This window comes from Candidatus Zixiibacteriota bacterium (assembly GCA_016933955.1).
GTDB lineage: Bacteria > Zixibacteria > MSB-5A5 > GN15 > PGXB01 > JAFGTT01.
The window spans coordinates 12,367-36,930 of the sequence record JAFGTT010000017.1 but is presented as its reverse complement, the minus strand read 5'-3'; the positions used below and the strand labels follow the sequence as shown (position 1 = coordinate 36,930).

Annotated in this window: 23 protein-coding genes; 10 read left to right on the top strand and 13 right to left on the bottom strand. The window is 50.6% G+C overall.

The window, feature by feature from the left end; all coding sequences use genetic code 11:
* A partial coding sequence (locus JXQ28_06170; protein ID MBN2277315.1) for a hypothetical protein occupies positions 1-2,297 on the bottom strand: 2,297 nt, incomplete at its 3' end.
* Positions 2,298-2,832: 535 nt separating this feature from the next.
* Between JXQ28_06170 and JXQ28_06165 the strand changes: the two genes are divergently transcribed.
* The gene (locus JXQ28_06165) at positions 2,833-3,456 is read left to right on the top strand and encodes a nitroreductase family protein (protein ID MBN2277314.1); all 624 of its coding nucleotides are present in this window, start codon (positions 2,833-2,835) and stop codon (positions 3,454-3,456) included.
* Between the two features lie 58 nt (positions 3,457-3,514).
* On the opposite strand, the gene JXQ28_06160 is transcribed toward JXQ28_06165, so the two are convergent.
* The 4 genes from JXQ28_06160 to JXQ28_06145 all read right to left on the bottom strand — a co-directional run bounded on the left by JXQ28_06160 (position 3,515) and on the right by JXQ28_06145 (position 8,431).
* Positions 3,515-4,003, bottom strand: coding sequence for a response regulator (locus JXQ28_06160; GenBank protein MBN2277313.1), 489 nt, complete (start codon positions 4,001-4,003; stop codon positions 3,515-3,517).
* Between the two features lie 19 nt (positions 4,004-4,022).
* Positions 4,023-6,056 (bottom strand): anion permease, encoded by a 2,034-nt coding sequence (locus tag JXQ28_06155; GenBank protein MBN2277312.1) that lies wholly within the window; start codon positions 6,054-6,056, stop codon positions 4,023-4,025.
* 26 nt (positions 6,057-6,082) lie between these two features.
* Positions 6,083-6,637 (bottom strand): CBS domain-containing protein, encoded by a 555-nt coding sequence (locus JXQ28_06150; protein MBN2277311.1) that lies wholly within the window; start codon positions 6,635-6,637, stop codon positions 6,083-6,085.
* Positions 6,638-6,709: 72 nt separating this feature from the next.
* The gene (locus JXQ28_06145) at positions 6,710-8,431 is read right to left on the bottom strand and encodes a histidine kinase (GenBank protein ID MBN2277310.1); all 1,722 of its coding nucleotides are present in this window, start codon (positions 8,429-8,431) and stop codon (positions 6,710-6,712) included.
* A gap of 192 nt (positions 8,432-8,623) precedes the next feature.
* Between JXQ28_06145 and JXQ28_06140 the strand changes: the two genes are divergently transcribed.
* On the top strand, positions 8,624-9,337 hold the full coding sequence (locus JXQ28_06140) for a hypothetical protein (GenBank protein MBN2277309.1): 714 nt from the start codon (positions 8,624-8,626) through the stop codon (positions 9,335-9,337).
* Between the two features lie 159 nt (positions 9,338-9,496).
* A complete protein-coding gene (locus JXQ28_06135) occupies positions 9,497-10,333 on the top strand; it encodes a hypothetical protein (GenBank protein MBN2277308.1) in 837 nt (278 codons plus the stop codon).
* 74 nt (positions 10,334-10,407) lie between these two features.
* On the opposite strand, the gene JXQ28_06130 is transcribed toward JXQ28_06135, so the two are convergent.
* The 6 genes from JXQ28_06130 to JXQ28_06105 form a co-directional block, all read right to left on the bottom strand.
* Positions 10,408-11,148 (bottom strand): hypothetical protein, encoded by a 741-nt coding sequence (locus JXQ28_06130; GenBank protein ID MBN2277307.1) that lies wholly within the window; start codon positions 11,146-11,148, stop codon positions 10,408-10,410.
* 32 nt (positions 11,149-11,180) lie between these two features.
* Positions 11,181-12,389, bottom strand: a complete 1,209-nt coding sequence (locus JXQ28_06125; GenBank protein MBN2277306.1) for an ammonium transporter — start codon at positions 12,387-12,389, stop codon at positions 11,181-11,183.
* 143 nt (positions 12,390-12,532) lie between these two features.
* On the bottom strand, positions 12,533-13,183 hold the full coding sequence (locus JXQ28_06120) for a response regulator transcription factor (protein MBN2277305.1): 651 nt from the start codon (positions 13,181-13,183) through the stop codon (positions 12,533-12,535).
* On the bottom strand, positions 13,183-14,394 hold the full coding sequence (locus JXQ28_06115) for a hypothetical protein (protein MBN2277304.1): 1,212 nt from the start codon (positions 14,392-14,394) through the stop codon (positions 13,183-13,185). Before JXQ28_06115 ends, JXQ28_06120 begins: the two co-directional genes overlap by 1 nt.
* Before the next feature lie 197 nt (positions 14,395-14,591).
* Positions 14,592-15,071 carry a superoxide dismutase gene (locus JXQ28_06110; GenBank protein MBN2277303.1) on the bottom strand — a complete coding sequence of 160 codons (480 nt, stop codon included), beginning with the start codon at positions 15,069-15,071 and terminating at the stop codon, positions 14,592-14,594.
* 105 nt (positions 15,072-15,176) lie between these two features.
* Entirely contained in the window at positions 15,177-16,571 is a 1,395-nt protein-coding gene (locus JXQ28_06105; GenBank protein MBN2277302.1) for a sodium:solute symporter family protein, read from the bottom strand.
* Positions 16,572-16,677: 106 nt separating this feature from the next.
* On the opposite strand from JXQ28_06105, the gene tsaA reads away from it, so the two are divergent.
* Positions 16,678-17,175: a tRNA (N6-threonylcarbamoyladenosine(37)-N6)-methyltransferase TrmO gene (gene tsaA / locus JXQ28_06100; GenBank protein MBN2277301.1), complete on the top strand. Its 498-nt coding sequence runs from the start codon at positions 16,678-16,680 to the stop codon at positions 17,173-17,175.
* 69 nt (positions 17,176-17,244) lie between these two features.
* On the opposite strand, the gene JXQ28_06095 is transcribed toward tsaA, so the two are convergent.
* Positions 17,245-17,751, bottom strand: coding sequence for a prepilin-type N-terminal cleavage/methylation domain-containing protein (locus JXQ28_06095; protein MBN2277300.1), 507 nt, complete (start codon positions 17,749-17,751; stop codon positions 17,245-17,247).
* Between the two features lie 203 nt (positions 17,752-17,954).
* Here JXQ28_06095 and JXQ28_06090 point away from each other — a divergent pair, with 203 nt between their 5' ends.
* From JXQ28_06090 to JXQ28_06065, 6 genes are read left to right on the top strand one after another with little or no spacing between them, the layout of a single operon-like run.
* Entirely contained in the window at positions 17,955-18,275 is a 321-nt protein-coding gene (locus JXQ28_06090; protein MBN2277299.1) for a winged helix-turn-helix transcriptional regulator, read from the top strand.
* A 1-nt stretch (position 18,276) separates the two neighbouring features.
* The gene (locus tag JXQ28_06085) at positions 18,277-19,575 is read left to right on the top strand and encodes a permease (protein MBN2277298.1); all 1,299 of its coding nucleotides are present in this window, start codon (positions 18,277-18,279) and stop codon (positions 19,573-19,575) included.
* A 13-nt stretch (positions 19,576-19,588) separates the two neighbouring features.
* Positions 19,589-19,825, top strand: coding sequence for a TM0996/MTH895 family glutaredoxin-like protein (locus tag JXQ28_06080; GenBank protein ID MBN2277297.1), 237 nt, complete (start codon positions 19,589-19,591; stop codon positions 19,823-19,825).
* A 34-nt stretch (positions 19,826-19,859) separates the two neighbouring features.
* Entirely contained in the window at positions 19,860-20,372 is a 513-nt protein-coding gene (locus JXQ28_06075) for a hypothetical protein (GenBank protein ID MBN2277296.1), read from the top strand.
* Complete coding sequence (locus JXQ28_06070) at positions 20,372-21,064, top strand: sulfite exporter TauE/SafE family protein (protein ID MBN2277295.1); 693 nt, start codon at positions 20,372-20,374, stop codon at positions 21,062-21,064. The genes JXQ28_06075 and JXQ28_06070 overlap by 1 nt, the downstream gene beginning before the upstream one ends.
* 21 nt (positions 21,065-21,085) lie before the next feature.
* Positions 21,086-21,523 (top strand): arsenate reductase ArsC, encoded by a 438-nt coding sequence (locus tag JXQ28_06065; protein MBN2277294.1) that lies wholly within the window; start codon positions 21,086-21,088, stop codon positions 21,521-21,523.
* 117 nt (positions 21,524-21,640) lie between these two features.
* Here JXQ28_06065 and JXQ28_06060 read toward each other — a convergent pair whose 3' ends face one another.
* The gene (locus JXQ28_06060) at positions 21,641-24,385 is read right to left on the bottom strand and encodes a M20/M25/M40 family metallo-hydrolase (GenBank protein MBN2277293.1); all 2,745 of its coding nucleotides are present in this window, start codon (positions 24,383-24,385) and stop codon (positions 21,641-21,643) included.
* Between the last annotated feature and the right edge of the window lie 179 nt (positions 24,386-24,564).

The following is a 24,564-nucleotide window of genomic DNA, read 5'->3' as shown; positions in this document are numbered from 1 at the left end:
TTGAAGTAGTTCAGGTTGTAACCGCCGTTGCCGCTCGGACCGCCGGCATCACCAATGCCACCGGCATTGCTGAAGGAGAGACGGACGCAGTTGGTACGAATTTCAGACAATTCCGGGAATTGCACGGTATCGGCCACGATCAGATCAACCTGAATCGTGTCAATACTGCCGCCGATGGAATTGGAATTGATAATCACGTAACCGGTCAGAACATCCGGGCCGGTTGTTATAATCCCGCCGTCGTTCATGTACAAATCAACAGTAGTGAAGTTTGGCGACAGGTGAGAAATCGTAATCGGGCCATAGTTGCTGACATCGAGCCAGGCCGGATCGCCGGGTGTCACGGCAATCGTAATGCTGTTGATCGTCAAAGGCGCATTACCGATGTTCTCCAGCTTGATCACGGAATCGAGCTGATTACCTGGCTTGGTCCAGGTTGGAGGAGCAATCTGCTGCGGCGAGTAAGCCAGCACCGGATTGGGAACCGGTTCCACGCAGGGAACCCGGAACCACTTGACCGGGTTGGTGGTCCAGATACCCGCATCCTGGGATTCCGAACCAGGGAATTTATCGTTGACGTAAAGAACATCAAGATAAAAATCACCGCTGTACGATCCGGAAGGATCGACAATCGGCACGCCGGTAAAATCGCCATCAACCACTTCCATGCCATAGCGCGGCATAGCCGGGTAGTGATCGGCATCGCACGGATTGGTAGTTCCGGTGGCGGTATCGCAAAGCGGCGTGTAACTGTTGGTCAGGTTACGGGCAATATCCCAGTTATAACCGCCGTTATCGGAAACCGAAATATACAATTCGCCATTGGCGGTTCCGGCATAACCGGCACCTTCCCAGCGAAGCAGGGCGCAGTCATCATGGATACCATTGGCGATGTCGAGGAACTGGACAAAGATGGTGTAGAACTTGCCATCGCATTCCGAGATCATCGGTTTGCTCAGGCTCATTTCGTTCCAGGCGCCACCGGTACAGGTACTGTCATTGAAAGCCTCATCAGCTATATTCCAGTTGGCGTCCTTAACCGTTCTAATCTCATCGTTGAATTCATCCCAGTGGAGGACACGGGAACCCCAGAAATTGGTATATTCACCGAGACCTTCATCGGCGGGAATGATCTCACGGGCGTTCCAGACAATATGCAGATAGTCATCGGTATCCAGCAGGGCCGAGATATCGCTGTGGCCGAGCCAGCCGCCTTTGGTTGAATCATACTTGGAGACATTGAATTTCGGCTGCCAGGTTGCGCCCATATCATAAGAGATCATGGCATACACATCATTGGTTCGCTGGTTGACGCCCAATCCCGGATCGAGCCAGTCGCGGGCCAGTGATTCCGGATCGCCCGGATACTCTCCCGGAGGAGCCAGCCAGGTCAGAGCCACTTTGCCGCTGATACGGGAGGCCGTGACGGTATTGGCGATACAGGGAATGGTATCGATAATGACCGGCGGATAATCCCAGGCGCCAACGGTATCGGAGCCGATCCGACGGAAATAATTCTCGTAGGATGATTCCGGATCGCGATCGCCCTCAATCTGATGGCCGATCACGTGGGTTACGGTATCACCGTCATAAACCTGGTATTCCATTGACGGCCAGACAAAAACGCCATTACCGGCGGCGATATCGGATGGAGGAACGCCGTATTCCATCAGGGAATCGGGTACCCGGCGCTTATATGGGGAGAAGAAGCAGGCGCCGGCGTCAAAATCATACCAGACGGTCGAAGCCCAACCAGCACCCTCATCGTGGTGATTGGCGATAACGGCTTTTCCCTCGGTATCGACATCCAGGGCTACATAACCTGAGAAATTGACTCCCAGACCCATACGCGGATGGATATCACAACCGCCGCCGGTTCCTTCAAATACGAATGTCGCTTCATCGGAATCCCAAATCTCATAGGCCGTTCCGCCGTCAAGGCTGCTGTTATCCATGGTTGTCGATTTCATCCAGATGAAATGAACCATCTCGTTGCTTCGCCAGTCAACCATGCGGTTCTGACGTCCGTTACTCTGGAAATCATGGGTGGTAATACCGATATCCATACCCGGGGAGAGCGAACGGATGGCGTCAAAACTAAGATCCTGTTGAAGCGATGGCGGGACATAACCGATATTACTCTCGACACCAGCAAGCCTGGTTTTGGAATTTTTGGTGATATTTTCCCTCTGCTTCCAGATATTCTTCTGGGCCGATTCTACCGCCATGGCGTTCAGCGCCAGAACAGCAATCAGCAGTAGCGAGAAAATCATAATAACAATAAATTTCTTTGGCATTCTTTTCTCCTTTCATTACCAGAATCCTTTCGGGAGGCGTCCCGGTTACGGGCAATCACATATCGCCGCCCGGAAAAGGAAATTATTTATAAGAATAGTATTGAATGTTGAGAGAAAATCCCTCTGCTACTCACCTCCCTTCCTTAATTCCCATCTTTAATTATCGCAATTAAAGGATGTCATACTTTTCGCCGGGAGAATATTTCTCATAATGAGGCCCGGCCGGGTTGATGCCGAAGTATGCTTGTTTCTCATTATTGCAATCCAACAGCATTCGAATGTATTTCTAAAATGCATAAATATTAATCCAGCCACAACGCTGAAGAGCTTTTGAGGTGAAATGCGGGTATTGCGATTCCCAATCAAACCCGGGGTATCTTACAAACAGTCTCCCAATTCAATATAAATATAGATAATTAGCCCGGCCGTGTCAATCAAAATATGGCTTCCCTGCGACGATTTTCCGATATCGACGGAACCCGGTATATGGCCGGGTGTTAAAGTAGTAAATGGCATTAAGAAGAAAGGATGATTCATGACAAAACTGTATAAAGACAGCGGCATACAAATCATCAATCAACGTCGACCGGGATATGTAATAGATCCGATTTTTATCAACCGCTGGTCACCGCGGGCTTTCGATCCGGAGCCGCTCGATGACAATATCATCCGGAGTTTGTTCGAAGCCGCCCGCTGGTCACCATCCTGTTATAACGAACAGCCGTGGCTGTTCTGTTATGCCACTTCACCGGATGATCTGAGGCGCTACCGCTCGGTTTTGAGCGAATTCAACCAAATCTGGACAGCCACCGCGCCGGTTGTCGGTTTTATTCTCGCTCGGCGGCGATTTGGCAAAAACAATAAATCAAATCACTGGGCGGAGTTCGATTGCGGAGCGGCCTGGATGGCGATGACGCTTCAGGCCCGGATGCTGGGCTTGTACACTCATGCCATGGCGGGATTCGATACCGAGAAAGCCAGCCAAACCCTGAATATCTCCCCGGATGATTATCGGGTAATCGCCGCTTTTGCCATTGGACGTTACGGCGACCGCGAAAAGCTTGATGACGATATGAAAAAATCCGAACAGCCCAATGACCGGAAGCCTTTAACCGAGATTGTCATTCAAGGCCGGATGAAGGATGGTGGCGGCAGTTAAAAACGGCTCGCGGATATCTTCATCCCGGACGGTTTTACGCAAATCATAATGGGTAATTTCACTTCTCTTCATCATCAAGTTTCTGCATCTCGCGCAGAATGCCCAGGGCGCTCGAACCGGCGGCCAGTTTGGCCAGCTTTTGCATACGCACCTCGTCGAGCCTGAATTTTTTCTCCAGCCGGGCTTTGTAGGCCTGCTCCAGAATTTCCAGAAGTTTTTCCAGTTCGTAGGGTTTGGGCAGATAGCTGAAAGCCCCCAGCTTGGTACATTCAACGGCCGAATCCATCGACCCGTGGCCGGTCAGAATGATGACCTCGAGAAATTTATGTTCCTTCTTAAGGATTTCGAGCACCTCTTTACCATCCATTCCCGGCATTTTAAGATCGAGCAGGGCCAGGTCAAACTTGTCTTTCCTGGTAGCTTCAATGGCCTCCATTCCATTAATCGCCTTGGTGACATCAAATCCCCGGAGTTCCAAACGCCGGGCAATCGAATCCAGGAATTTAACTTCATCATCGACTATAAGGAGCTTGATCTTGTCAGGCATAATTTCCTTCCTCTCTATATTAAAAACCTATAATTCTCCAGTAACCGAAGATGGTCCAGCCCCACAGTACTACAAATGAAAGCAGGAGAATGATTATGCCATGCCGGAAGAAATCACCCAGGGTCACCAGCTGTTCTCCGGTTATCGGATCCTTGGCCAGAGCATAGACAATGGCATTGCTCGGTGTTCCGATTATCATGGTATGGGCAAAAGATGAAGCGAAAGCGGTGGCGAAGCCGACCATCCATGGGTTGGTGGCGGCAATTTGGGCCATCGGCACGGTTATCGGCCCGATCGCCGAAACAGTGGCGCCATCGGACATGAAATTGGTCGTCAGCCCGGTAAAAAGACTGGCGGCAACCGCCAGCCATTCGCCGCTTCGCAGAAATTCCGGCAGGATATTTATAAAGCTGTCGGCCATAAATAAGGCTCCCCCGGTAACCGCCAGTCCTTTGCCGATGGCGCTGGCGCTGGCATAGAGAGCCACCACATCCCAGGGAATGGAGACAATATCACGCCATCGCAGGATACGGAAAATATTAAGAAGGACGATCGCCAGGATAACCGGGCCGCCCATCCCGAATCTGTCACTGGCCGTAACCCAGAGGATGATCAAACCGATCAGGATCACGGCAGTGATATATTCGTTCCGATTCATCGGTCCGATTTTCTGATCGGCATCCTTTACAATGGCCGAGATATTAAGATCGCGGACCTGGATTTTGTTACGGAAGGTGAAATAGAAATAAGTGGCGATAACCAGGGCCATAACCGGGACGAACGGCATGCCGTACTGGACCCATTGCCCGAAAGTGGGTTGAATCCCATAATCGGCCAGAATGCCCATCATGATGGCATTGCGCCCGCCTGCGGCCGGAGATCCGGGTCCGCCCGAATTGGCCGTGTAGCAGAGGGTCAGAGCCAGCATAACCATCAGGGCTTTATCTCGTTTTATTCCCGAAGCGCGGGTCGAGGTGGCATAGACCATCAGAAACAGGGGCATAATGAAGGCCACCATGGCATGTTCAGAAACAATTGAACAGGAAATTGCCATCAATGGCAAAAAGATGAAAAGCAACCGCGGCAGAGTTTTCGCCGGGCCGAGCAGGAGAAGACCGATCCGGCGGTCAAGCCCGGTTTTGCCGATTGCTTTGGACATCGCCAGGACACCGAAAATGAATATGACGGCATCCTTAGCATAAGCCCCGGCAATATCATCCGGCTGCAATATCCCGCCGAAATACATTCCCACCCCGACCACCAAGGCGGTAATTCCCACCGGAACCGCTCCGCTGGCCCAGAACAGGGCCGCCATGAGAAGGACCCCGAGCATAATTTTGGCGCGCGTGGCCACCTCGGATGGAGTCAGGGGTTCGGCTACTTTTTTGCCTTCAGCATCATAACTCACCTTATCCATCTTCGAGGACTTGCTGTAATAATGCGCCACATTTTCGCCCTTTTCCATTTTCCGGTAGCTCGCATAACCCAGGTCGGGATCACTCAATTCACCCGTTTTGGGGCTCGAAAGGAGCGTCATCAGGCGATCCGGGGTGGGCATCAGAACCAAAACCGCAAAGAGGATGATACCGAGAATAATTATACCGGGCCGAGAATTATGCGATCCCTTAAGCCACTTCCGGAACGAACCGCGCTCCACATGGGGGATTTCCTGGCGGGCCATCAGGTGAACCCGATCGGCGCGAGCCGAATCGATAACCTTGACCAACTCCCCGAAGTCGCAGGGTTTTTCCATATAAGCATAGGCTTCCAGCTTGCCGGTTGCCATGGCCGACTCCATGCTGGCGAAGGCCGTCAGCATAATGACCTGTAATTCCGGCCGGAATTCCCTGAGTTCCTTGAGGACCTGTTCGCCATCCATTCCCGGCATTTTCCGATCCAGGAGAACGACATCAATCTCCCGGTCGCTCCGGGCGGCCTTGATGGCGTCTTCGCCATTATCGACCTGGATGACGTCATATTCTCTCAATCTCAGACGTTTGGCGATTGATTCGCGAAATTGATCCTCATCATCGACCAGCAGTACTTTCGGCATTAATCAGCTCCACCTCGTTATTATTTTCATTCCGGCAAAGATTTCATGAATTCGGCGACTTCCTGGCACAGATCGGATAATCTCAGAAGCCCGACCACCTCCCGGTTTTGTCCCCGGCAGACCAGAATCGAAAGAGTCTGCCAGGCCACCATTTTGGTAATGGCCTCGCCCATGGATGCATTTTCATCGATGCACTCCGTTACCGGGTGCATGACATCCTTGACTTTTAGATACCGTGCCCGTGAGCAGAGATCGGTCAGGTTATCCTGGAAAAATCGGAAATGGCTCATCATGGAATTGATAAACTCGGCGCTGACACCGGCCACGGCCAGTTTGCCCATATCCCCCAGGACGGTTCGCTCCGGTTCCAGGGCCTTCAGAAAAGCCAGTTGCCCCAGCTTGCCCACCACCCGGCCCTCCTTATCGAGAACCAGGACAGCGCGAAACGGCTGGCGTCGGCGATCGCGTTTTCTTTGAGCCTCCTCAAATTTACCGATGGTTTCCAGCAAAGTGGTATCCTCGCTTACCGTCGCATATTCATTGAGCGGCACCATCAAGTCTTTGACACGCTTTGTATCCATAATACTATCCAAACTTTCAGCCGGTCTTTGTCATCGGATATAAACCGGCAGAGCCTAACATATTTGTTATCACTATCGAGGTTTCAGGGGCAAGCTGATACTAAACCTGCTCCCGGCTCCGGGTTTGCTTTCCACTTCGATTTTACCCCCCAGATTCTTGATTATGCCGTAACTGACCGACAGGCCCAGTCCGGTTCCCTTGCCCACCTCCTTGGTCGTATAAAAAGGGACAAAAATATGCTCGCGCTGATCGGATGTCATACCCTTGCCGGTGTCGGCAATGGCGATCAGGACATTTTTCCCGATCCGCTCAGTGGTGATGGTGATTTTTCCAGGCCGGCCTTCGATGGCATCGATCCCGTTGTTGAGAATATTCAGAAGCACCTGTTGAAACTGATTACCATCGATGACCAACTCGGGGATATCCCGGCCATACTCGCGCGAGATGGTGATATTGGAAACCTCAATTTCCTTACCCAGGATACCATCCACGACACCGTCGATCAGGAAATGGATATCGTGCGGTTTCAAATCCAGATCGGTCCGCCGCACAAAACCCAGCAGTTTACGGGTGATATCGCGGCACCGGAAGACCGATTCCTGGATGGTATTCAGATGCGGGACCAGCTCCTGGACAGTGATCGGCTCGCCGAATTCGGAACCGATCAGATCCTTGGCGAGACCCGCTTCTTCATTGATAATGGCCAGGGGATTATTTATTTCGTGGGCGATTCCGGCGGCCAGTTCACCGATCGAAGCCAGTTTGGCGGCATGTTCCAGCTGGGCGCGAGTCTGATCGGAATCAATCTGGGATTCCACCAGTTTCCCGGCCCGATTCAGTATTATCAGCATGATGACCAAAATCAACCCGGCCGATATTAAAAGCAGTCTAAGGCGGAAACCGGAGAAAATCGAGGTGTCCTGAGTTGAGGCCCACTGAGTGATCAACGCCCAGTCGGCGTTACGAAGCCAGGAATAAGCATAGCTGACCTGATTGCCCTGAATGGATATCACCTCCGACCCCAGCCGGGGTTCACGGGGAGGCACAAACGATGAGGATTCCAGAATCGTGCCGATATGCGGTGTCACCAGCTGGTAATATCCGGCCTGGTTGACAATCGAGGTGAAAACTTCCCCGGCGCCTTCCAGCGAACGGATATAGTCGTATATTTTTTCGGGGCTGAGAGTGGCCCGAAGAACCACATACTGGCTGTCGCTCATCCGCCTGACGGCCATGGTGAAATGCGGGCGCTCCCGGAATCCCAAATAGATGTCGGTGATAGTAAAATCGGAATCACCCCGGATCAATTCGCGGTACCATGATTCCGAACTGTAGTTACGTTTTTCGAGCATGGGAAAAGGACCGGAATACGCCTCCTGAACCCCGGCCGGATCAAAATAACCGATATCGACAAAGGCCTCGCTGTTACTCTGCAGTTTCCTGAGATAAACCGGCATGGCCTCCGATTCGGGCGGAAAATGAAATTTGGGATCATCGATCAGGTTGGAAAGATTAACCAGCCGCTCCGAAAGAAAAAGGTTGAGAGTGTTGGCCTGGTTTTCGGCAATTGCCCGCAGATGCATTCGCTGTCCCTCAAGAATTACCTGGTTGTACTGATAGAAAAAATAAACCACCAGAATCATCAGCGGGGCGAGGTAGGTCAACAGCAGGCGGATGATATGACGGCGTTTGAGATCGCGGTAATGGCTCTCCCTGAAAGGAAGAGCGTCGGGAAGAGATCTTGATTTCCTTACCGAAAAAATGGCCATAACCACCCGGGTCTCCTCAGGCAAAACATAGCCTGAACGGGCCTGCCCACCGTAGTCGCCGCCCTGTTTCGCTTAATGCAATTGATTAAGAATATTTATCCGGCAAGGCTTGTCAATAGAGAAAAGTCGAAAAATAAAAATTACTGCCAAATTGACATTTATATATTATCTTGTATATAATAAAAATAACATCAGGCATATTCGGAGGTCTTTTTGGTGTTCAAAGTATTGCGAGTATTAATCCTGGTCGGCCTGTTACCGGCCGCCCTCTTGGCCCAGGATAATCACGCCGGCTATGCGTGGGGAACAAGTCGCGATCAAATCGCCCGGACGGCGGAACTGGCGACGATCGGAACTCCCCTGCTGGAAAAAAGCAATGAGAGGTATTTGTCCGATAAATTCGCGACCAATCTGAGTCTCTATATAGCAAAAAACGGTCAGTACCCGCAGGTGTTCGAAATAGGCGGATTGAATTTCGCCATCATGTACGGGTTTTATCGTGACAGCCTGGTTTATGTCATTATGGCAACTGACGAGATACCGTACTCCGAAAAAAGAGAAAAAGAATTAACCGACCGTCTCCGTAGTGAAATAATCCCTGAAGGCGGGCTGAGTAATTGGCAGACAATTGTCGGGACGGCCGATTCGAGCGGCAATATCTTCGGTGAAGAATGCTTTGCCGGAATCGGCGAACATGGCGAAACCTACAATGAATTCCAGGTCAGTATTGGAAGTATCAGCCACCCGACCCACCTGCAGTATATTATCTATCAAATGGACAAGCGCTTTTTCGACCGTTTGACCGAGTCGGGCGATTATAGGATGGATAAATCCCTGAAAACAGAAATAGGTGCCCAGCGGACCTTTACACGCTATTACAGTGAATCTGAGTTAAAGCGTTTAAAAGCTGAACAAAAAGGAAAGAAGTAACCATATCTGCTTGTCCGGTAATAACATCTGCCCATTCTCCAAAACCTGAGTCGCCCCATAAATTTTTCAATTTCGACCGAGTTCCGGCCGAAGATATTAATATAGCCTGAATTCAATCCCAATGTGATATTGGCAGTCTCTTTGTGAAAGGAGGAGACCATGAAAACCAGATTATCCAGCTTGGCTTTGACTATTGTTTTAATGATTTTAATTGTTTTTTCCATCCGGTGCGACAGTGATAACGGGGTCGTCGATAATGGTTCCGGCGAGGATACTACCCAGGATACCACCGGTAATCCGGTCGGCAATCTTTTGGCCGATCATAATGCCGCCGCCGATTTTGATCTGATCCCGACCTCGTACCTTCAGACGATCAAGGAAAATTTGAAGCTGTACTACGGCCATACCTCTCACGGCAGTCAGATCGTGCGGGGACTTATCATGCTTGAAGAAGAGGATACGATGTATAACCGGCCGTATTACCAGGAAGTCTCCGATGATCTGGGTTCGAACGGCGACACCTCCTGGGCTCCCATCACCCGGACCTACCTTAATGCCCACCCGGATATCAACATGGTCATGTGGTCGTGGTGCGGCGGTTGTTCGGTGACCGATGAGGCCGGGATTAATATTTACCTGGCCAAAATGAGCGAACTGGAGCAGGCTTACCCCGGGGTCGTTTTCATCTATATGACCGGCCACCTCGACGGCGGCGGGGTTGACGGCGCTTTGTACACCAGCAATAACCGCATCAGGGACTATTGTGACAGCACCGACCGAATCCTGTTCGACTTTGCGGATATCGAAAGCTACGATCCCGATGGGACTTACTATCCCGATGAAGCCGATTCCTGCGGATGGTGCTACGAATGGTGCGATGAAAATGACTGTGCCGACTGCGCCTCATGTGCCCATTCACACTGTTTCAACTGCTATCAGAAAGGCAAGGCCTTCTGGTGGCTCCTGGCCCGGATCTACGGATGGGACGGCAATTAAAGTAAAATTACCTTTTTAAAAAAGCCGGGGGTAATGCCCGGCTTCTTTTATGTGGTCAGCGCTGTCAGAAAAAATCACAGACTGAATCCAAGTACCAGGTAACTCACCTCGATATTCGGATTCATGATGAATGATACTGACAGGGGCAGGGTGAAATCGCCGGATATCTTGATGTCGCGTTCCGCCCGAACGCCGAGATTGATTACCTGCAGATCGTCCGTTCCATAATAATCGGGATTGTCTTCGCTTCCGGATGCGGCACCGATAAAGACGTTCAACTCGGTTTCTTTGACCTGAAATGGATAATCCGCCTGGAAATAGGCATTGTTCCCCTCATCATTATATACATTGATATAGCCGAAAACCGAAAGCGGGAAAGCCTCCGGTCCGGTTATACCGGCGCCCAACTCAATGGTGTGGGCTCCGGGTCCGTCATCGTTATCATAGTCGTTGAAGTTTCCCCATTTTATTCCGGTGTTGGGGAAGTAATAATCGGTGGCCAGAACCGTGATAGAGACGGAATTTTCGATGTTATAGGTGTAACTCAGCCAGGTGTCGATTTCATCGGTTTCCTCGGTATTATTGGCCAGCGTGTAAGCCCCCCAAACGCCCAGTTCCAGTCCGGCGTAGCCGATAGAAAGAGATGGCTGAATATTGGGGGCGGCCCAGAAGTCGGTTCCGCGCCAGACATAGCGGCTGACAATATCGGCCCCGGTGTTGATTTCGGGACCGGACTGAGCCGATGAAATTCCCGGACAGAGATTGACGACCAGTAATAGAACCAACGCCATAAATATAAACTTTGACCGTTTCATAAAATGATCCTTTCCTTATCCGAAAAAACCGGTTACAGTTGTTCGTAGGCGGTTTCGCCGTGAAGCGACATATCCAGTGTTCCTTCTTCGGCCTCGGAAGTCCTCACTTTGATAAACAGGTTAATCACCCAGAGCATGGCATAGGTGAATACGAAAGCGTACATCGATGAAATGACGATGGCGACGATTTGTTTAAAAAAGAAATTTCCGCCCCCGAAAAACAGACCGTTCGCCCCGCCCGGGTTTACGACGGTAGAACCGAGCAGACCCAGCATTATAATTCCCAGGGCGCCGCCGACTCCGTGCACTCCCCAGACATCCAGAGCATCATCCCACTGCAACCGGTTTTTCAGGCTGACCGCACCATAGCAGACAACACCGGCCAGAATGCCGATAACAGCGGCACTGGCTGTTGAGACAAAAGCCGCCGCCGGGGTGATGGTTGCCAGACCGGCTACGGCTCCGGTCAGGAGCCCCACGAATTTCGGTTTTCGTTCTAGAATCCAGGCCAGAAAAAGCCACGAGATGGCCGCGAAAGAAGCGGCGACATCGGTGTTTAAAAAAGCCAGGGCGGTGATTGAATCGACCTGAAGTTCACTGCCGGCATTGAACCCGTACCAGCCGAACCAGAGCAGGCCGGTCCCCAGGGCTACCAGCGGAATACTGTGCGGAACGGCATCTTTAATTCGTCGTTTACCGACAAACAGAACCGAGGCCAGAGCCGCCATCCCGGCAATATTATGGACCGCAATGCCGCCGGCAAAGTCCAGAACTCCCCATTGGGCCAGCAGTCCGCCGCCCCAGATCATATGTACGAACGGGAAATAGACCAGGATCAACCAGGCTATCAGAAATAGCAGGTAGGCGGGGAAGCGTACCCGATTGGAAAAAGCGCCGGTGATCAGAGCCGGAGTAATGATGGCAAACATCATCTGGTAGGAAATAAAGACAATCATCGGAATCTGGCCGTTGCCGAACGGGGTCAGGGGATCGACACCCCGAAGGAAGGCCATATCGAGATTACCGATGATACCGCCTTCACCGCCGCTGAAACACAGCGAAAATCCGATAGCGTACCAGATAATGGTCGTTACGCCCATGGAGACAAAACTTTGAATCATGATTGACAGGACGTTTTTACGACCAACCAGGCCGCCATAAAAAAAGGCCAGTCCGGGTGTCATAAGCATAACCAGACTGGTCGCCACCAGCATAAAGCCGGTATTGCCGGTATCGAACATATTAAACCTCCTCAATAGCAGTCGCGCGCCGCATCAATGCGGAATTTTCATTTAAAAGAATTATGCAAATCGAGTTTTGACAATCAGGGAATACCTGATTTTATACCGCGATTATCCTGAGAAGCTGTCTGCGGAAGAGAGTTTTATTCCAGCCTGGTCAAACCCTCGCGAATGGCATATTTGGTCAACTCAGCGACACTGTGAATATTCAGTTTTTCCATTATTTGCTTGCGATGGGTTTCGATGGTTTTAACACTGAGATTTAAAAAGGCGGCGATTTCTTTGGTGGATTTCCCTTCGGCCACCAACTGTAAAACCTCACGTTCACGACTGCTGAGAAGAGAAAAGGCGGTGGTCTGCTCATCATCGGTCAATTTTATATAATCGCGGATGACGATATTCGTGATACCGCTACTCAGATAGTAATCGTTTCGCAGAACCGTCTGAAGGGCGGTTATCAATTCATCGAGGGCGGAATCCTTCAGCAGATACCCGGCCGCCCCGGCTCTAAAAGATTCGACTACATATCTCCGGTCGGAATGCATCGACAACATGACAATTCGGATTTTGGGATGGTCGGCCAGAATCCTCCGGGTCGCCTCGATACCGTTTAATCCTCCCATGGAAATATCCATCAGGATGATATGGGGTTTCTTTTCCCTGGCCAGATCAACGGCGGTTAATCCGTCACCCGCTTCGCCGATTACTTCGAAATCAGCCCGTTCGGCCAAAAGCGAACGCAAGCCGTCGGTGAACAATTTGTGATCATCGGCCAGAAGTATTCGGGTCCTCATTATTTCGCTCCTGCCTTGTTATGGGGGATATATAGACATGCTGTCGTCCCATGCCCCGGGGTCGAATCGATATCGAAAGTCCCGCCCATGTACTGAATTCGTTCTTTGATACTGAATAAACCGAACCCGTCACCGCTTCCGGTTCCGATTACCGATATATCGAATCCCCGGCCGTCATCGCTGACCCGGATATCAACTCCCCTTTTATCATTGTCGACCGTTATCAGAACACGGTCGGGATGGCCATGTTTGAGGGCATTGGTTAAAAGCTCACGGGTCGATTTGAACAAAACCACATGTATCTCATCACTCAGTCTTCCGGGATCATGGCGAACCTCCATTTTGACCGGGAGATGATGTTTTTGCTGAAACTGGTCGCTCAGCCATTCAAGGGCGGCTACCAGACCCAGTTCATAAAGAATAGGCGGACTTATTTCAAACGTCAGACTGCGGGTGTAATCGATGGTTTGATTGAGCAGGGTGACTATATCGTTGATACTGCTTTCCAGACCGCTGAAAACGGCATAACCCCCGACCTCGGAGATCTTCATTTTTATAAACGCCAGAGCCTGGCCGATATGATCATGCAGGTCGACGGCAATATTGCGCCGTTCCCTTTCCTCGGTCAGAGATAATTCCGAGGCCAGCCGCCTCAATTGTCCTTGATAATTGGCGATTTTCGATTCGGCCTCCCTGTATTCGGCCACCTGGTTTTTCAGCGCGGCGTTGGCGGCCTTTAATTCCTCGGTGCGTTGCCGGACAATTTGCTCCAGATGATCATGCGCCTTCTGGAGTTCCTCATCGGCCCGTTTATGCTGAAGATAGGAACGAAGCATTTCCGCCAGCGATTCTATCAAATCCCGTTCTTCGGCAAGAAAGGGCCCTTCCGACATCTGCGGCCGGTTCTCAAGATAGCACACCTCGATACTTCCCGATTCCCCGGTGTGAATTGAAAAAACGGCCTTCTGGACCCATTCGGAATCCCTGAACTTCTCGGTGGCCCGAACAATGCCGCCAAATTGGATTCTGGCCCCGGTTATTTCCGGATACTGCCAGGCATCGGGGAGAAATTCGGCAACTTTTTTGATAGCCTGCTCAACGGGAATATTATCATCCTGGAGAATTCTGGCGGTTTTATGCAACGCGGTGAGTTCCTTCAACCGTTCCCCGAGATTCCATCGAATACGATCCTGATCGTTAGGATTATTCATCCGGGCGCCGATTCTTTACGCGGGTCGATTTCATGGAGAATAATATAGCCCCGACCCGATATGGTGGCAAGCGGTTATGTTTGAATAGAGGGGGGCGGCAGGAAAAAGCCCTTCCGAAATCGGAAGGGCTTCGCGTATTCGATTGATTCTTTATATCTTACATGGAAATAGAACCGGCGGCACGGCCGGATCCCTTTTTAGTGTTCGTGACCGTGGTCCTTAAAATAAAGCTGTTTTGATTTCGCTACCAGTTCCTTAAGCCGGTCGGTGTTGGCCGTGTCGGTCGTCTGTTTGCATTTCATGGCCGTTACCAGCATTTCATGCATAGTCGTTAACTGGGTGATATAACCATTGTATTCCTCACCGGCATCGACCGCCGTCGGCTTGATCCGTTGCGTCATGAAATACTGCCAGACGATGTCCATGAATTTTCCGCAGTGATCTTCCTTGTTGGTGATCCAGCGCACCAGCTGGTTATAGTTTATCTCCGAGGCGGCTGAAAGCTCATTGATCTGGTTCATCGATTTCTCGATCGTCGTGATATGTTCCTCGAGCATATCATAGCGCATGGCATCATCATAAATCCCGCAGGGGATTTGGCAATGGGACCGGGAGATCGGCGGCAATAATATCAGGATACCCGCCGTCAGCAATACCATCAACAGGTGGGTTTTCATCTTTTTCCTCCTTTGATTATTTCTTCGATTATAAAAAGCCAATACGGATAATAATGGCCGGATGTTGACTTTAATGAGAATTACGGAAATGTCAGAGCGATCGCTCTATGGCCGTCGGAAGAACGGCTGCCATTTTTCCGTGTTCGGAGGTGACGTAAAAAATGAAACTGCCAACAAGCTGAGAAGTGAAATCCCCAGGGCCGGGTACACCGTTGGTATTTCCCACGGCTGCCCGGCAATTTCCCAGACCAGTGTCACCAGCATCCCGGAGACAATCGATGTCACTCCCCCGGCCGCGGTCGCCCGTTTCCAGAAAAAGGCCGCCATGATTGCGGGGGTTAGGCCAACGCCGTACATGGTATAGGCATAAATAGCCATCTCAAGCACTTTTTCGAAAAAGCGGACCTGGATAAAAGCGATCAGGCCGAGTATGATAACCACCACCCGGGAATACAGGACTATTTTTTTCTGTGGAAGTCCCGGATTGATAAACCGCTGGTAAATATCATGCATGATATTGGTCGCCGGGACCAGCAGAAAGGAATCGGCGGTAGAAACAATCACGGCTACAATGGCGGCCAGGGTGAGACATCCGGCTACAACCGGCAGACCGTGGCGGACGGAATGGAGAATGACCATTTCCGAATCAAGGCCGATAAAAACGGCACTTCCGATAACTGCCAGGAAAATAATCAGGGTTTCGATAACCACCGTTCCGGCCAGCCAGCCAACCACCGCCCGCCGGGCGGCGGTTTCATCACGGGCTGAGAAAAATCGCTGGTACATCCCCGACTCGCCCAGCAGAAGAAGCATAGTCGGCAGGGAGTAACTCAGCGCCTCGGACAGACTCATTTCGCCCAATATCCGGAAATGAGTCTCCGGCAGTCGGGCCGTTAAACCGCTCCATCCGCCGGCATCGCTCCATAGAAACGGCAGGGCGACAAACAGCCCGATTATCATGATGAGGCCGTTGACGACATCGGTATAGACAACCGATATCAGCCCCGCCAGGACGGTATAGCCAATCACGAAAACGGCCGTAATAATTATGCCGGTATCGACCGAGATCCCGGTCACCAGATTAAGAACCATGCCGCCCGCCCGGAACTGATAGCTGACAATGGCGGTGTAGGCCACAATCGTTACGATGGTTCCCAGCAGGCGGGCATTCCGGTTATAGCGGGCTTCGAGAATATCGGGTACGGTGTACTGGCCGAACCTCCTGGCCCGCCCGGCTACGAAGTAAAGGACAATCAAAGCCACCCAGACCCCGGCATCGAACCACAGCGCCGACAAGCCTTTCTCATAGGCCAGCCCGGCTCCACCGATTATCGATCCGGAACCGATCCAGGTAGCCAGAAGAGTCCCGATCAGCACCCGGGCCGGAAGTCTCCGGCCGGCCACCATAAAATCGTCCTGCGTTTTGACCAGTTTACTGCGCCAGGCGCCGACCCCGATCAGGATAACCAGGTAGGCCATTATCACCCAGAAATAGAGCATAAACGAATTAAGGCCGTTAAAACCGCTTTGTCAAACCAAACGAATTTATGTCCAGCCACCCCGTTTATTTCTTGTGAATGGGCTTCATTCCAATTAAAATTGGATCATGGAAACACAAAAAATCGAATATAATCCGATCGGTATTATTCACACCCCGTTTAAGAAAGCCGGGGGAGTCCCGATCCAACCGCGCCGAGGTCACGATATTATGGGAACCGTGGAAGTTTTCCCGGAATACCGCGAGGCTCTCGATGATCTCGATGGTTTTTCGCATATCATTCTGATTTATCACTTGCATCTTTCGCAGGGTTTTAAATTAAAAGTAATCCCTTTCCTTGATGATCAACTCCGCGGATTGTTCGCCACCCGGGCCCCGCGCCGTCCCAACCCGATTGGCTTATCGGTGATCCGGTTGGACAAAATTGAAAAAACGACCCTCCATATCAGGGATCTCGATATAATTGACGGAACGCCGCTTCTGGATATCAAACCGTACGTACCCGATTTCGAATCCGATGATAAGTACCGGATCGGGTGGTTGACCGGAAAGGTCCAGCGATACGACCGAGCCGACGCCGATAACCGGTTTGAGGACAATGAATGAAAGATCAGGCGGGGGCCAATAAAAAAAGGCGGATGAATCAGTCACCCGCCCTAAATCTTGCCGCCTGTCTTATTGCCAGGAATACTGGTATGAGGAGGTGGTATTCAGCCGAATCCCAACCGTGTCGGTCCCGTCAAGAACCGGCTGGATCTGGTAAATGATAAACCTTTCACCCCCATTAAGCCAGCCGCCGGTGATCGGAGACTTGGGATTGTACATAATCCAGTTGCCCGTCGGCCGATAAGACCAGGTTCCATCGGGCGTATTGACTGCCGTCACCGGATCCTGTACACCATTATAATTGCTGGGAACATTAGACAGGTCATCAAACGGATTATGAACCGCCAGGGAATTACCGTTCATATACTGCTTGGCGGCATACATCGATAAAGCTGATTCCAGACTGGATACCATGGTTGAGACCGCGGCGGTTTCGGCTTCCTGGGTTACCGAAAACAATTTCGGAATGGCGACTGCGGCCAGAATTCCCAGGATGATGATAATAATTACCAGTTCGATTAACGTGAAGCCCCTCTCGTTGCGACTCTGATGTCTGAACATTTTCAACTCCGCCATAGTTTTAATTTTTGCTTTTTTCATCGGTTTGTAGCCTATAATTATAATCGGATAAATCGGCCCCGGGATTTAGCGGTAAAATGGTCCCGGAATGTATCTCGATTTCGCCCGGTGTGCCCAAAACGGAATTATTATAAAAAAAGTCTTGATTTTATTTGACTATTTGGGCATATTACCAAATAATCTTTAATCCGGAGGTTTTTTTGGATTCGAAAACCAGAGCCTTATTTGAGGCGCGGGCCAATATCATCAAGGCTATGGCCCACCCAACCCGGCTGTTTATGGTCGATATTCTCTCCGGCGGAAAAAAATGTGTCCGTGAACTGACTGAGCTGGTCGGCCATGATATGTCGACCGTTTCGAAACATCTGGCGATTCTTAAAAACGCCGGTATTGTCCGCGATGAGCGCCAGGGTCAGCAGATTTATTATCACCTTAAGATCCCCTGTGTCCTGAATTTCTTTAAATGTGTCGAAACCGTCATCGAAACGACAGCCCGTGAACAATTACATGTGATTGAATAACATGGAATTACGGAAAGAACTGGGGCGGTTGACCCTGACCATCGTGACCTTTCTGGTCTTTTTCTATTTTCCGGTTGAGTCGCTTCCTTTCGATAACGCCGTCTCTGAAGCGTTGGCTCTGGCCCGATGGTATGCCAGGGAACATGTCATTTTGTGCCTGGTCCCCGCCTTTTTTATTGCCGGTGCGATAGCGGTTTTTATCAGTCAGGCCGCCGTTATGAAATACCTGGGGGCAAAAGCCAACAAGATCTTATCCTATGGGGTCGCCTCGATTTCAGGATCGATTTTGGCCGTCTGCTCCTGTACCGTCCTGCCATTGTTCGCCGGCATCTACCGCATGGGGGCCGGGCTGGGACCGGCGACGGCCTTCCTCTATGCCGGTCCGGCCATCAATGTTCTGGCGATTATCCTGACCGCCCGGGTTCTGGGACTGGAGCTGGGAATAGCCCGGGCTGCCGGAGCGGTTATTTTCAGTATCGTTATAGGCCTTATCATGCACCTGATTTTTATCCGCGAGGAAACCGATAAGGTGAAAGCACAAATGGTTCTGCCCGATTCCGAAGTCAGCCGTCCCCTGTGGAAGAATATCCTGTATTTCGCCGCCATGGTGGCCATCCTGATTTTTGCCAATTGGGGCAAACCCGATACCGGACCCGGCTTCTGGGCCGCTGTATATGCGCTGAAGTGGTATATCACGGCCCTGGTTTCTCTATTCTTCGGTCTGATTCTGATTCTTTGGTTCAATATCAAATGGTCTTATATTCTGGCTACGGCTCTTGCGACAATGGCCCTGGCCCTGATTTTTCCTCATCATCCCCCAATAGCTTTCGGCGTGGCCGTAATCGGGCTGTCGGTTATTACCGCCCGTGGTAAAGACGAGACGGGGGAGTGGTTCAATCAAAGCTGGGGATTCGCCCGGCAAATTCTGCCATTATTATTGGCCGGGGTTCTGGTGGCCGGATTACTACTGGGTCGGCCGGGTCATGAGGGATTGATTCCCTCCGAATGGATAAGCCGGGCGGTCGGGGGAAATTCCTTTTGGGCCAACCTGTTTGCTTCGGTCGTAGGGGCTGTTATGTATTTTGCCACCCTGACCGAAATCCCTATTTTGCAGGGGCTGATCGGGGCCGGTATGGGTAAAGGCCCGGCCCTGGCTTTGCTTCTGGCGGGTCCCGCTTTATCTCTGCCCAATATGCTCGTTATCAAATCGATTATGGGTCTCAGGAAAACAGTCGTTTTTGTCGCACTGGTGATAATTATGGCCTGTCTCTCTGGATACCTTTACGGATTGCTTTTCTAAAAGGAAGGTAAGTATGAAAACCATTGAAATTCTCGGGACCGGCTGCCCCAAATGCAAAAAACTGGAGGAGCAGACTCGGCAGGCCGCCCTGGAACTGGGGATGGAATGCAATATCCTCAAAGTGGCCGATATCATGAAAATAACCGCCTACGGAGTAATGATGACCCCCGCTCTGGTGGTCGATGGAACCGTTGTAGCCGTCGGCAAAATCCCATCGTTGGATGAAATCAAGAGACTTATCTCAGGATAATAAAACAGTTACATATTTCGGAAGGATCCATTCTATGAAAACCTTTGTAGTTTTAATAAGTACTCTGTTGATTTCGGCAATGTCGTCGGCCGCTTTTACCGCCGATAAAGACATGACGGTCAATAAAGCTGCCGATGCGACTTCCTCGGAAAATATCACTCGAACAGATACGCTTTTAACCGGCACCGCCGACAGCCTGAAGCCTGTTGCAGACAAGATCGTAGCCTATTATTTCCACGGCCATCGGCGTTGTATTTCCTGCAAGACAATCGAAGCCTATTCACTGGAAGCCATTCAGAATGGATTCCCCGAACAAATCAAAAATGGAGTGGTCACAGTGCTGGTGTATAACACCGATCTGGATGAGAATAAACACTTCCTCGATGATTACCACCTGTACTCAAGTTCGCTGGTAATTACCAAAATCAGTAATGACCGGGAAATAGAATGGAAAAATCTTGATCAGGTCTGGAAACTCAAAGGGGAGAAGGATGAATTCATCAAGTATGTCCGCCTCGAAGTGAAGGCAATGCTGGGTGAGGAGTAATGGATTCCTTTCTGCTGGGAGCGATCAGTGCGATCTGGCTGGGGATTTTGACATCGATCAGTCCCTGCCCGCTGACCACCAATATTGCGGCCGTGTCTTTTCTGGGGAAACAAGTATCCGATCCGAAGCGCGTGTTCCAATCGGGTTTGACTTATGTTTTGGGACGGATGTTGGCCTATCTGGCATTGGGACTGATAATAATAAAAAGCTTGATGTCCATTCCCGATTTGGCCTATTTCCTGCAACAGAATATTAACCAGGTCCTCGGTCCGGTTTTGATTATTACCGGAATCTTCCTTCTGGGAATAATTCATGTCGGATTTCCCGGATCAGGATTCGGCCGCGACCTCGATAAGCATATCTCCCGTTCCGGCATATGGGGCGCGGGTCTGCTGGGAATAATATTCGCGCTGTCTTTCTGCCCCGTGTCAGCGGCCATTTTTTTCGGAAGCCTGATTCCTCTATCATTAAAACATAATTCCAGTGTGGTCATCCCCTTTCTCTATGGACTGGGAACGGGATTACCGGTGATCTTATTTGCCTTTCTCATATCGCTGGGCTCGGGAATGGTTGGTCGAATTTTCGATAAATTGACTCGTTTCGAAAAATGGGCCCGGCGAATTACCGGGATAATTTTCATCCTGGCCGGGATTTATTATACCGTGATTTACATTTTCGGAACAGCCCTTTAGCAGGTTTGATATAGGTCCCATATGAGTGAAAAAAAACTGAAAATACTTTTTCTCTGCACCGGTAATTCCTGCCGCTCCCAGATGGCCGAGGGTTGGACCCGCTATCTCAAGGGAGACCTGATCGAACCATATTCGGCCGGGATCAAGGCCCACGGCCTTGATCATAAGGCCGTTAGGGTGATGGCCGAAGCCGGGATCGATATTTCGGGGCAACACTCTAAAAATATTTCCGAACTGCCCGACATTGATTTCGATTATGTCATCACCGTATGCGATCATGCGGCCGAATCATGCCCTGTCTTTCCGGGAAGGGCAAAAGTGATTCACCGTGGTTTCGATGATCCCCCGCGCCTGGCCCGCGCGGCGGAGAACGAACAGGAGGCGCTTAATCATTACTATCGAGTGCGTGATGAAATAAAGATTTTTGTGCAGAAATTACCCGGAAGCCTCATATCATAAATTAGAGGGCAATATGAAGGGAGAAAAATCGATAATGCCGAAATCCGAAGGAGATATTCCTTAGGTTCTCATCCGGGAATGCCATGCCGTGATTGCCGACCTCAATTTCCCGCCCCCTTATTCCACGCATCCCGCTACCGGCGACGGCCCACTCCGATAGAGATAACTTATGAGATAAGTGGCGTCGAGGATATTCACGGCGCAACTGCCGTTGGGATCGGCATTATTCATATCCGGCGGCTGAGCGCCGTCCCGGTATAAATAATTTATAAGATATGTTACATCGAGAATATTCACCGACCAATCCCCATTGACATCGCCGTACAGCACCGTTTCCTCGGCGAAATATTCCATTACCCTGACCACCAGCGCCTGCGCCGACTCCTCAGTCAGGTAGTACAGCGGAAAACCGAGAATAACCCGTTTGCCGTGATGGGTATCGAACGCGATCCCGACCGGTTTATTGCCGTAAAAGGGGTTTCCCGAATAGGAATCGAAAGTGTAAATAACCTCGGCCCCGGGAGCGGCCGTGAAAATATCGATATTGGGCAGTATCCCCAGATAATGCTCTTCGTTCCTGACTGTCAGATCGGGCCATCCATCCACCCCGGTAGCGCCGGTAAAATCGGGCAGGATATTCTGGGCGATATAGGAAATCCCGAAATGGTCATAATAGAAATCGCCGGAATAGAAATAGCTGTGACCGGTGATGGCAAAAATCGTGCCCCATCCGGCCAGAAGAAAATCGGTTTCGTAGCCAAAATACCATTCCAGCGTATCGAGCGAACCGCTCAGCAGTTTCATGGTATTATCGTCATCGACCCAGAATATCGGGTTGAATTGCCCGGCCAGACCGCCGCTTAAGGTATCGGTCAGGGTATCAATTGGCTGGCGGTAGTAATCGAACTCATCGAACATCCTATTGTAAAATACCGTCTGCTGGTTTTCAGTGGGATTGTTGCCGCCCGTCTGGGTTTCCTCGACCATCAGAATACCCCGGTCAAAGGTGGTCAAAATACCGCTGACAATGTCCGAGCTGTCTGATTGATGAAGATCATTGTCCACCGCAAAAATAATATATGAATACCTGGTGTACGGAGTCAAATCGTTATCGACCAAGACCGTATCGAAATACTCAGGTTCGAATTCAGCCCAATCCTCGGTGCCCGCTTTGCGGATAATCCGGTAATGGTCGAAATCAATCTCCTGGTTGGGCCGCCAGGTCAGAGTCATATTGCTCGAATCGGACACCAGGGTAAAATCGCGCGGTATGCTCGGAATTAAGTTGGGGCGGCCAATCAGAACCCGCATACCCAGAGGCGGGTTTCCCGACGATGGTTGGCCTATAATTCCGATGGGATAGCCTTTGCCGGTCTGCAGACCGGTAAGATCAAAATAGCAGTCGCCCGGCGACACATCGACAGTATCCGCCAGTCCATCGTACCAGTTGATTGCGTACGCCACCCGGTACGTATAGTCACCCTGGCAGTTATCAATCACCAGCCGTAAAGACTGGCCGTCGCCGATATCGAGAATTTGAAACTCCACCGGTTCGGGAGAATTGTCGGTCACCCCCAATCCGGCCGCGGCGGTCCGAACCAGTTTGTTCATATAATTGAAATCGAGAATGGAAGAGACATCATTATCAGTGTGAAGATTGTAGTTGAAATCGTACTCATGAGAGCACAGGGAACTGAAGCCGTAATCATAAAACGATGCATCATCCGAGGAACAAATATCCCCTTCATTAACGGAAGTCAACCCGGCCACCCGCCCCGCGGCGGCCGAGAAAGCATCATAGTAGGCGTCGGCCCAGCCGCAGTAAAACTTGACGACATCGGGATTGTAGGTAACATGACCGAGCATATCGAAATTGAGCATCAGAACCACATCGGACCCGTCATCATTCATCATCGAAGCCAGATATTCCGAACCGAACAACCCCCACTCCTCGGCCGAAAAGGCCACGAACATCATTGAATAGGCCGTTTCCACATTCTTGAAAATTCGTGCCAGTTCCAGAACCGCCGCCGTCCCGGTGGCATTATCATCGGCCCCCGGTGCGAATGTCATTCCGGCATCTTCCCGGTCAAGGTTGATTGAATCGTAATGGGCCCCGACAACAATCAGCTTATCCGGTTTCTGACTTCCGGGTTTATAGCAGATCACGTTGTAACAGGGATAATCCACCAGATCGTAATCATACCGGTCCACCGTTATCCCGAAATTTTGCAAACTGACATTGGTGTACCCGAACGATTGGAATTTGTTTTTAATCCAATTTCGAGCCTGAACATTCCCGCTGCTTAAAATAAAACGGGTCTGAAAAGTCTCCAGACGGGTGGTATAGTTGTAAAGCGAATCCTGGTTGATTAAATCGGCCAGTGAATCCGACGGGTAATCGGGCAGGGCGGGAAGACCCACCAGCGGCGGATTGTAAAACAGGGGAGTCTCCCGGTCGGTTATTTTTCTAACCATGTAGCCCGACCTCTGAAGAATATCAATTTCCGGCCGGTTCAACTCCAGAATATGGCTGTCGCCCTTGGAATATGCGGTCTTGAGGACAAGCGGAACGATTGCTATTTCAGGATACAGCTTGTCGACCCGGTAGTACCGTTCATGATCGAAATCGGCCGCGATCAATTCAATCCCGATCCCGGCCTGTTTCAGATGGCCTGCCTGACCAGCGGTGAGTTCGATCAGAAAACGGCCGTCGATTACTCCATAGGCATGGTCAATCATCCCCCTGATATGGTCCAGAGAGGATTGACTGTCAATTTCGAGCAGATACAAATCACCGGCCCTGGCCGATATGGCCACGACCATTAGAATAAAACAAGAAATTATCAATGTCTTTTTCATAATAACCCCCCGGATGCTTCCACCCCGAAATAATTAAACTTTTGTTTTTCTCGAACGTATTGTAAACCAGCTGTAATTGCCGTAAGCAATAGGGAGGACAACTCCTCCCGAAGACAAGATCTTTTAAAATAAGATAAAGATTTTCACCTCGCCCGTCAACTTATATCTTGGCAATAACT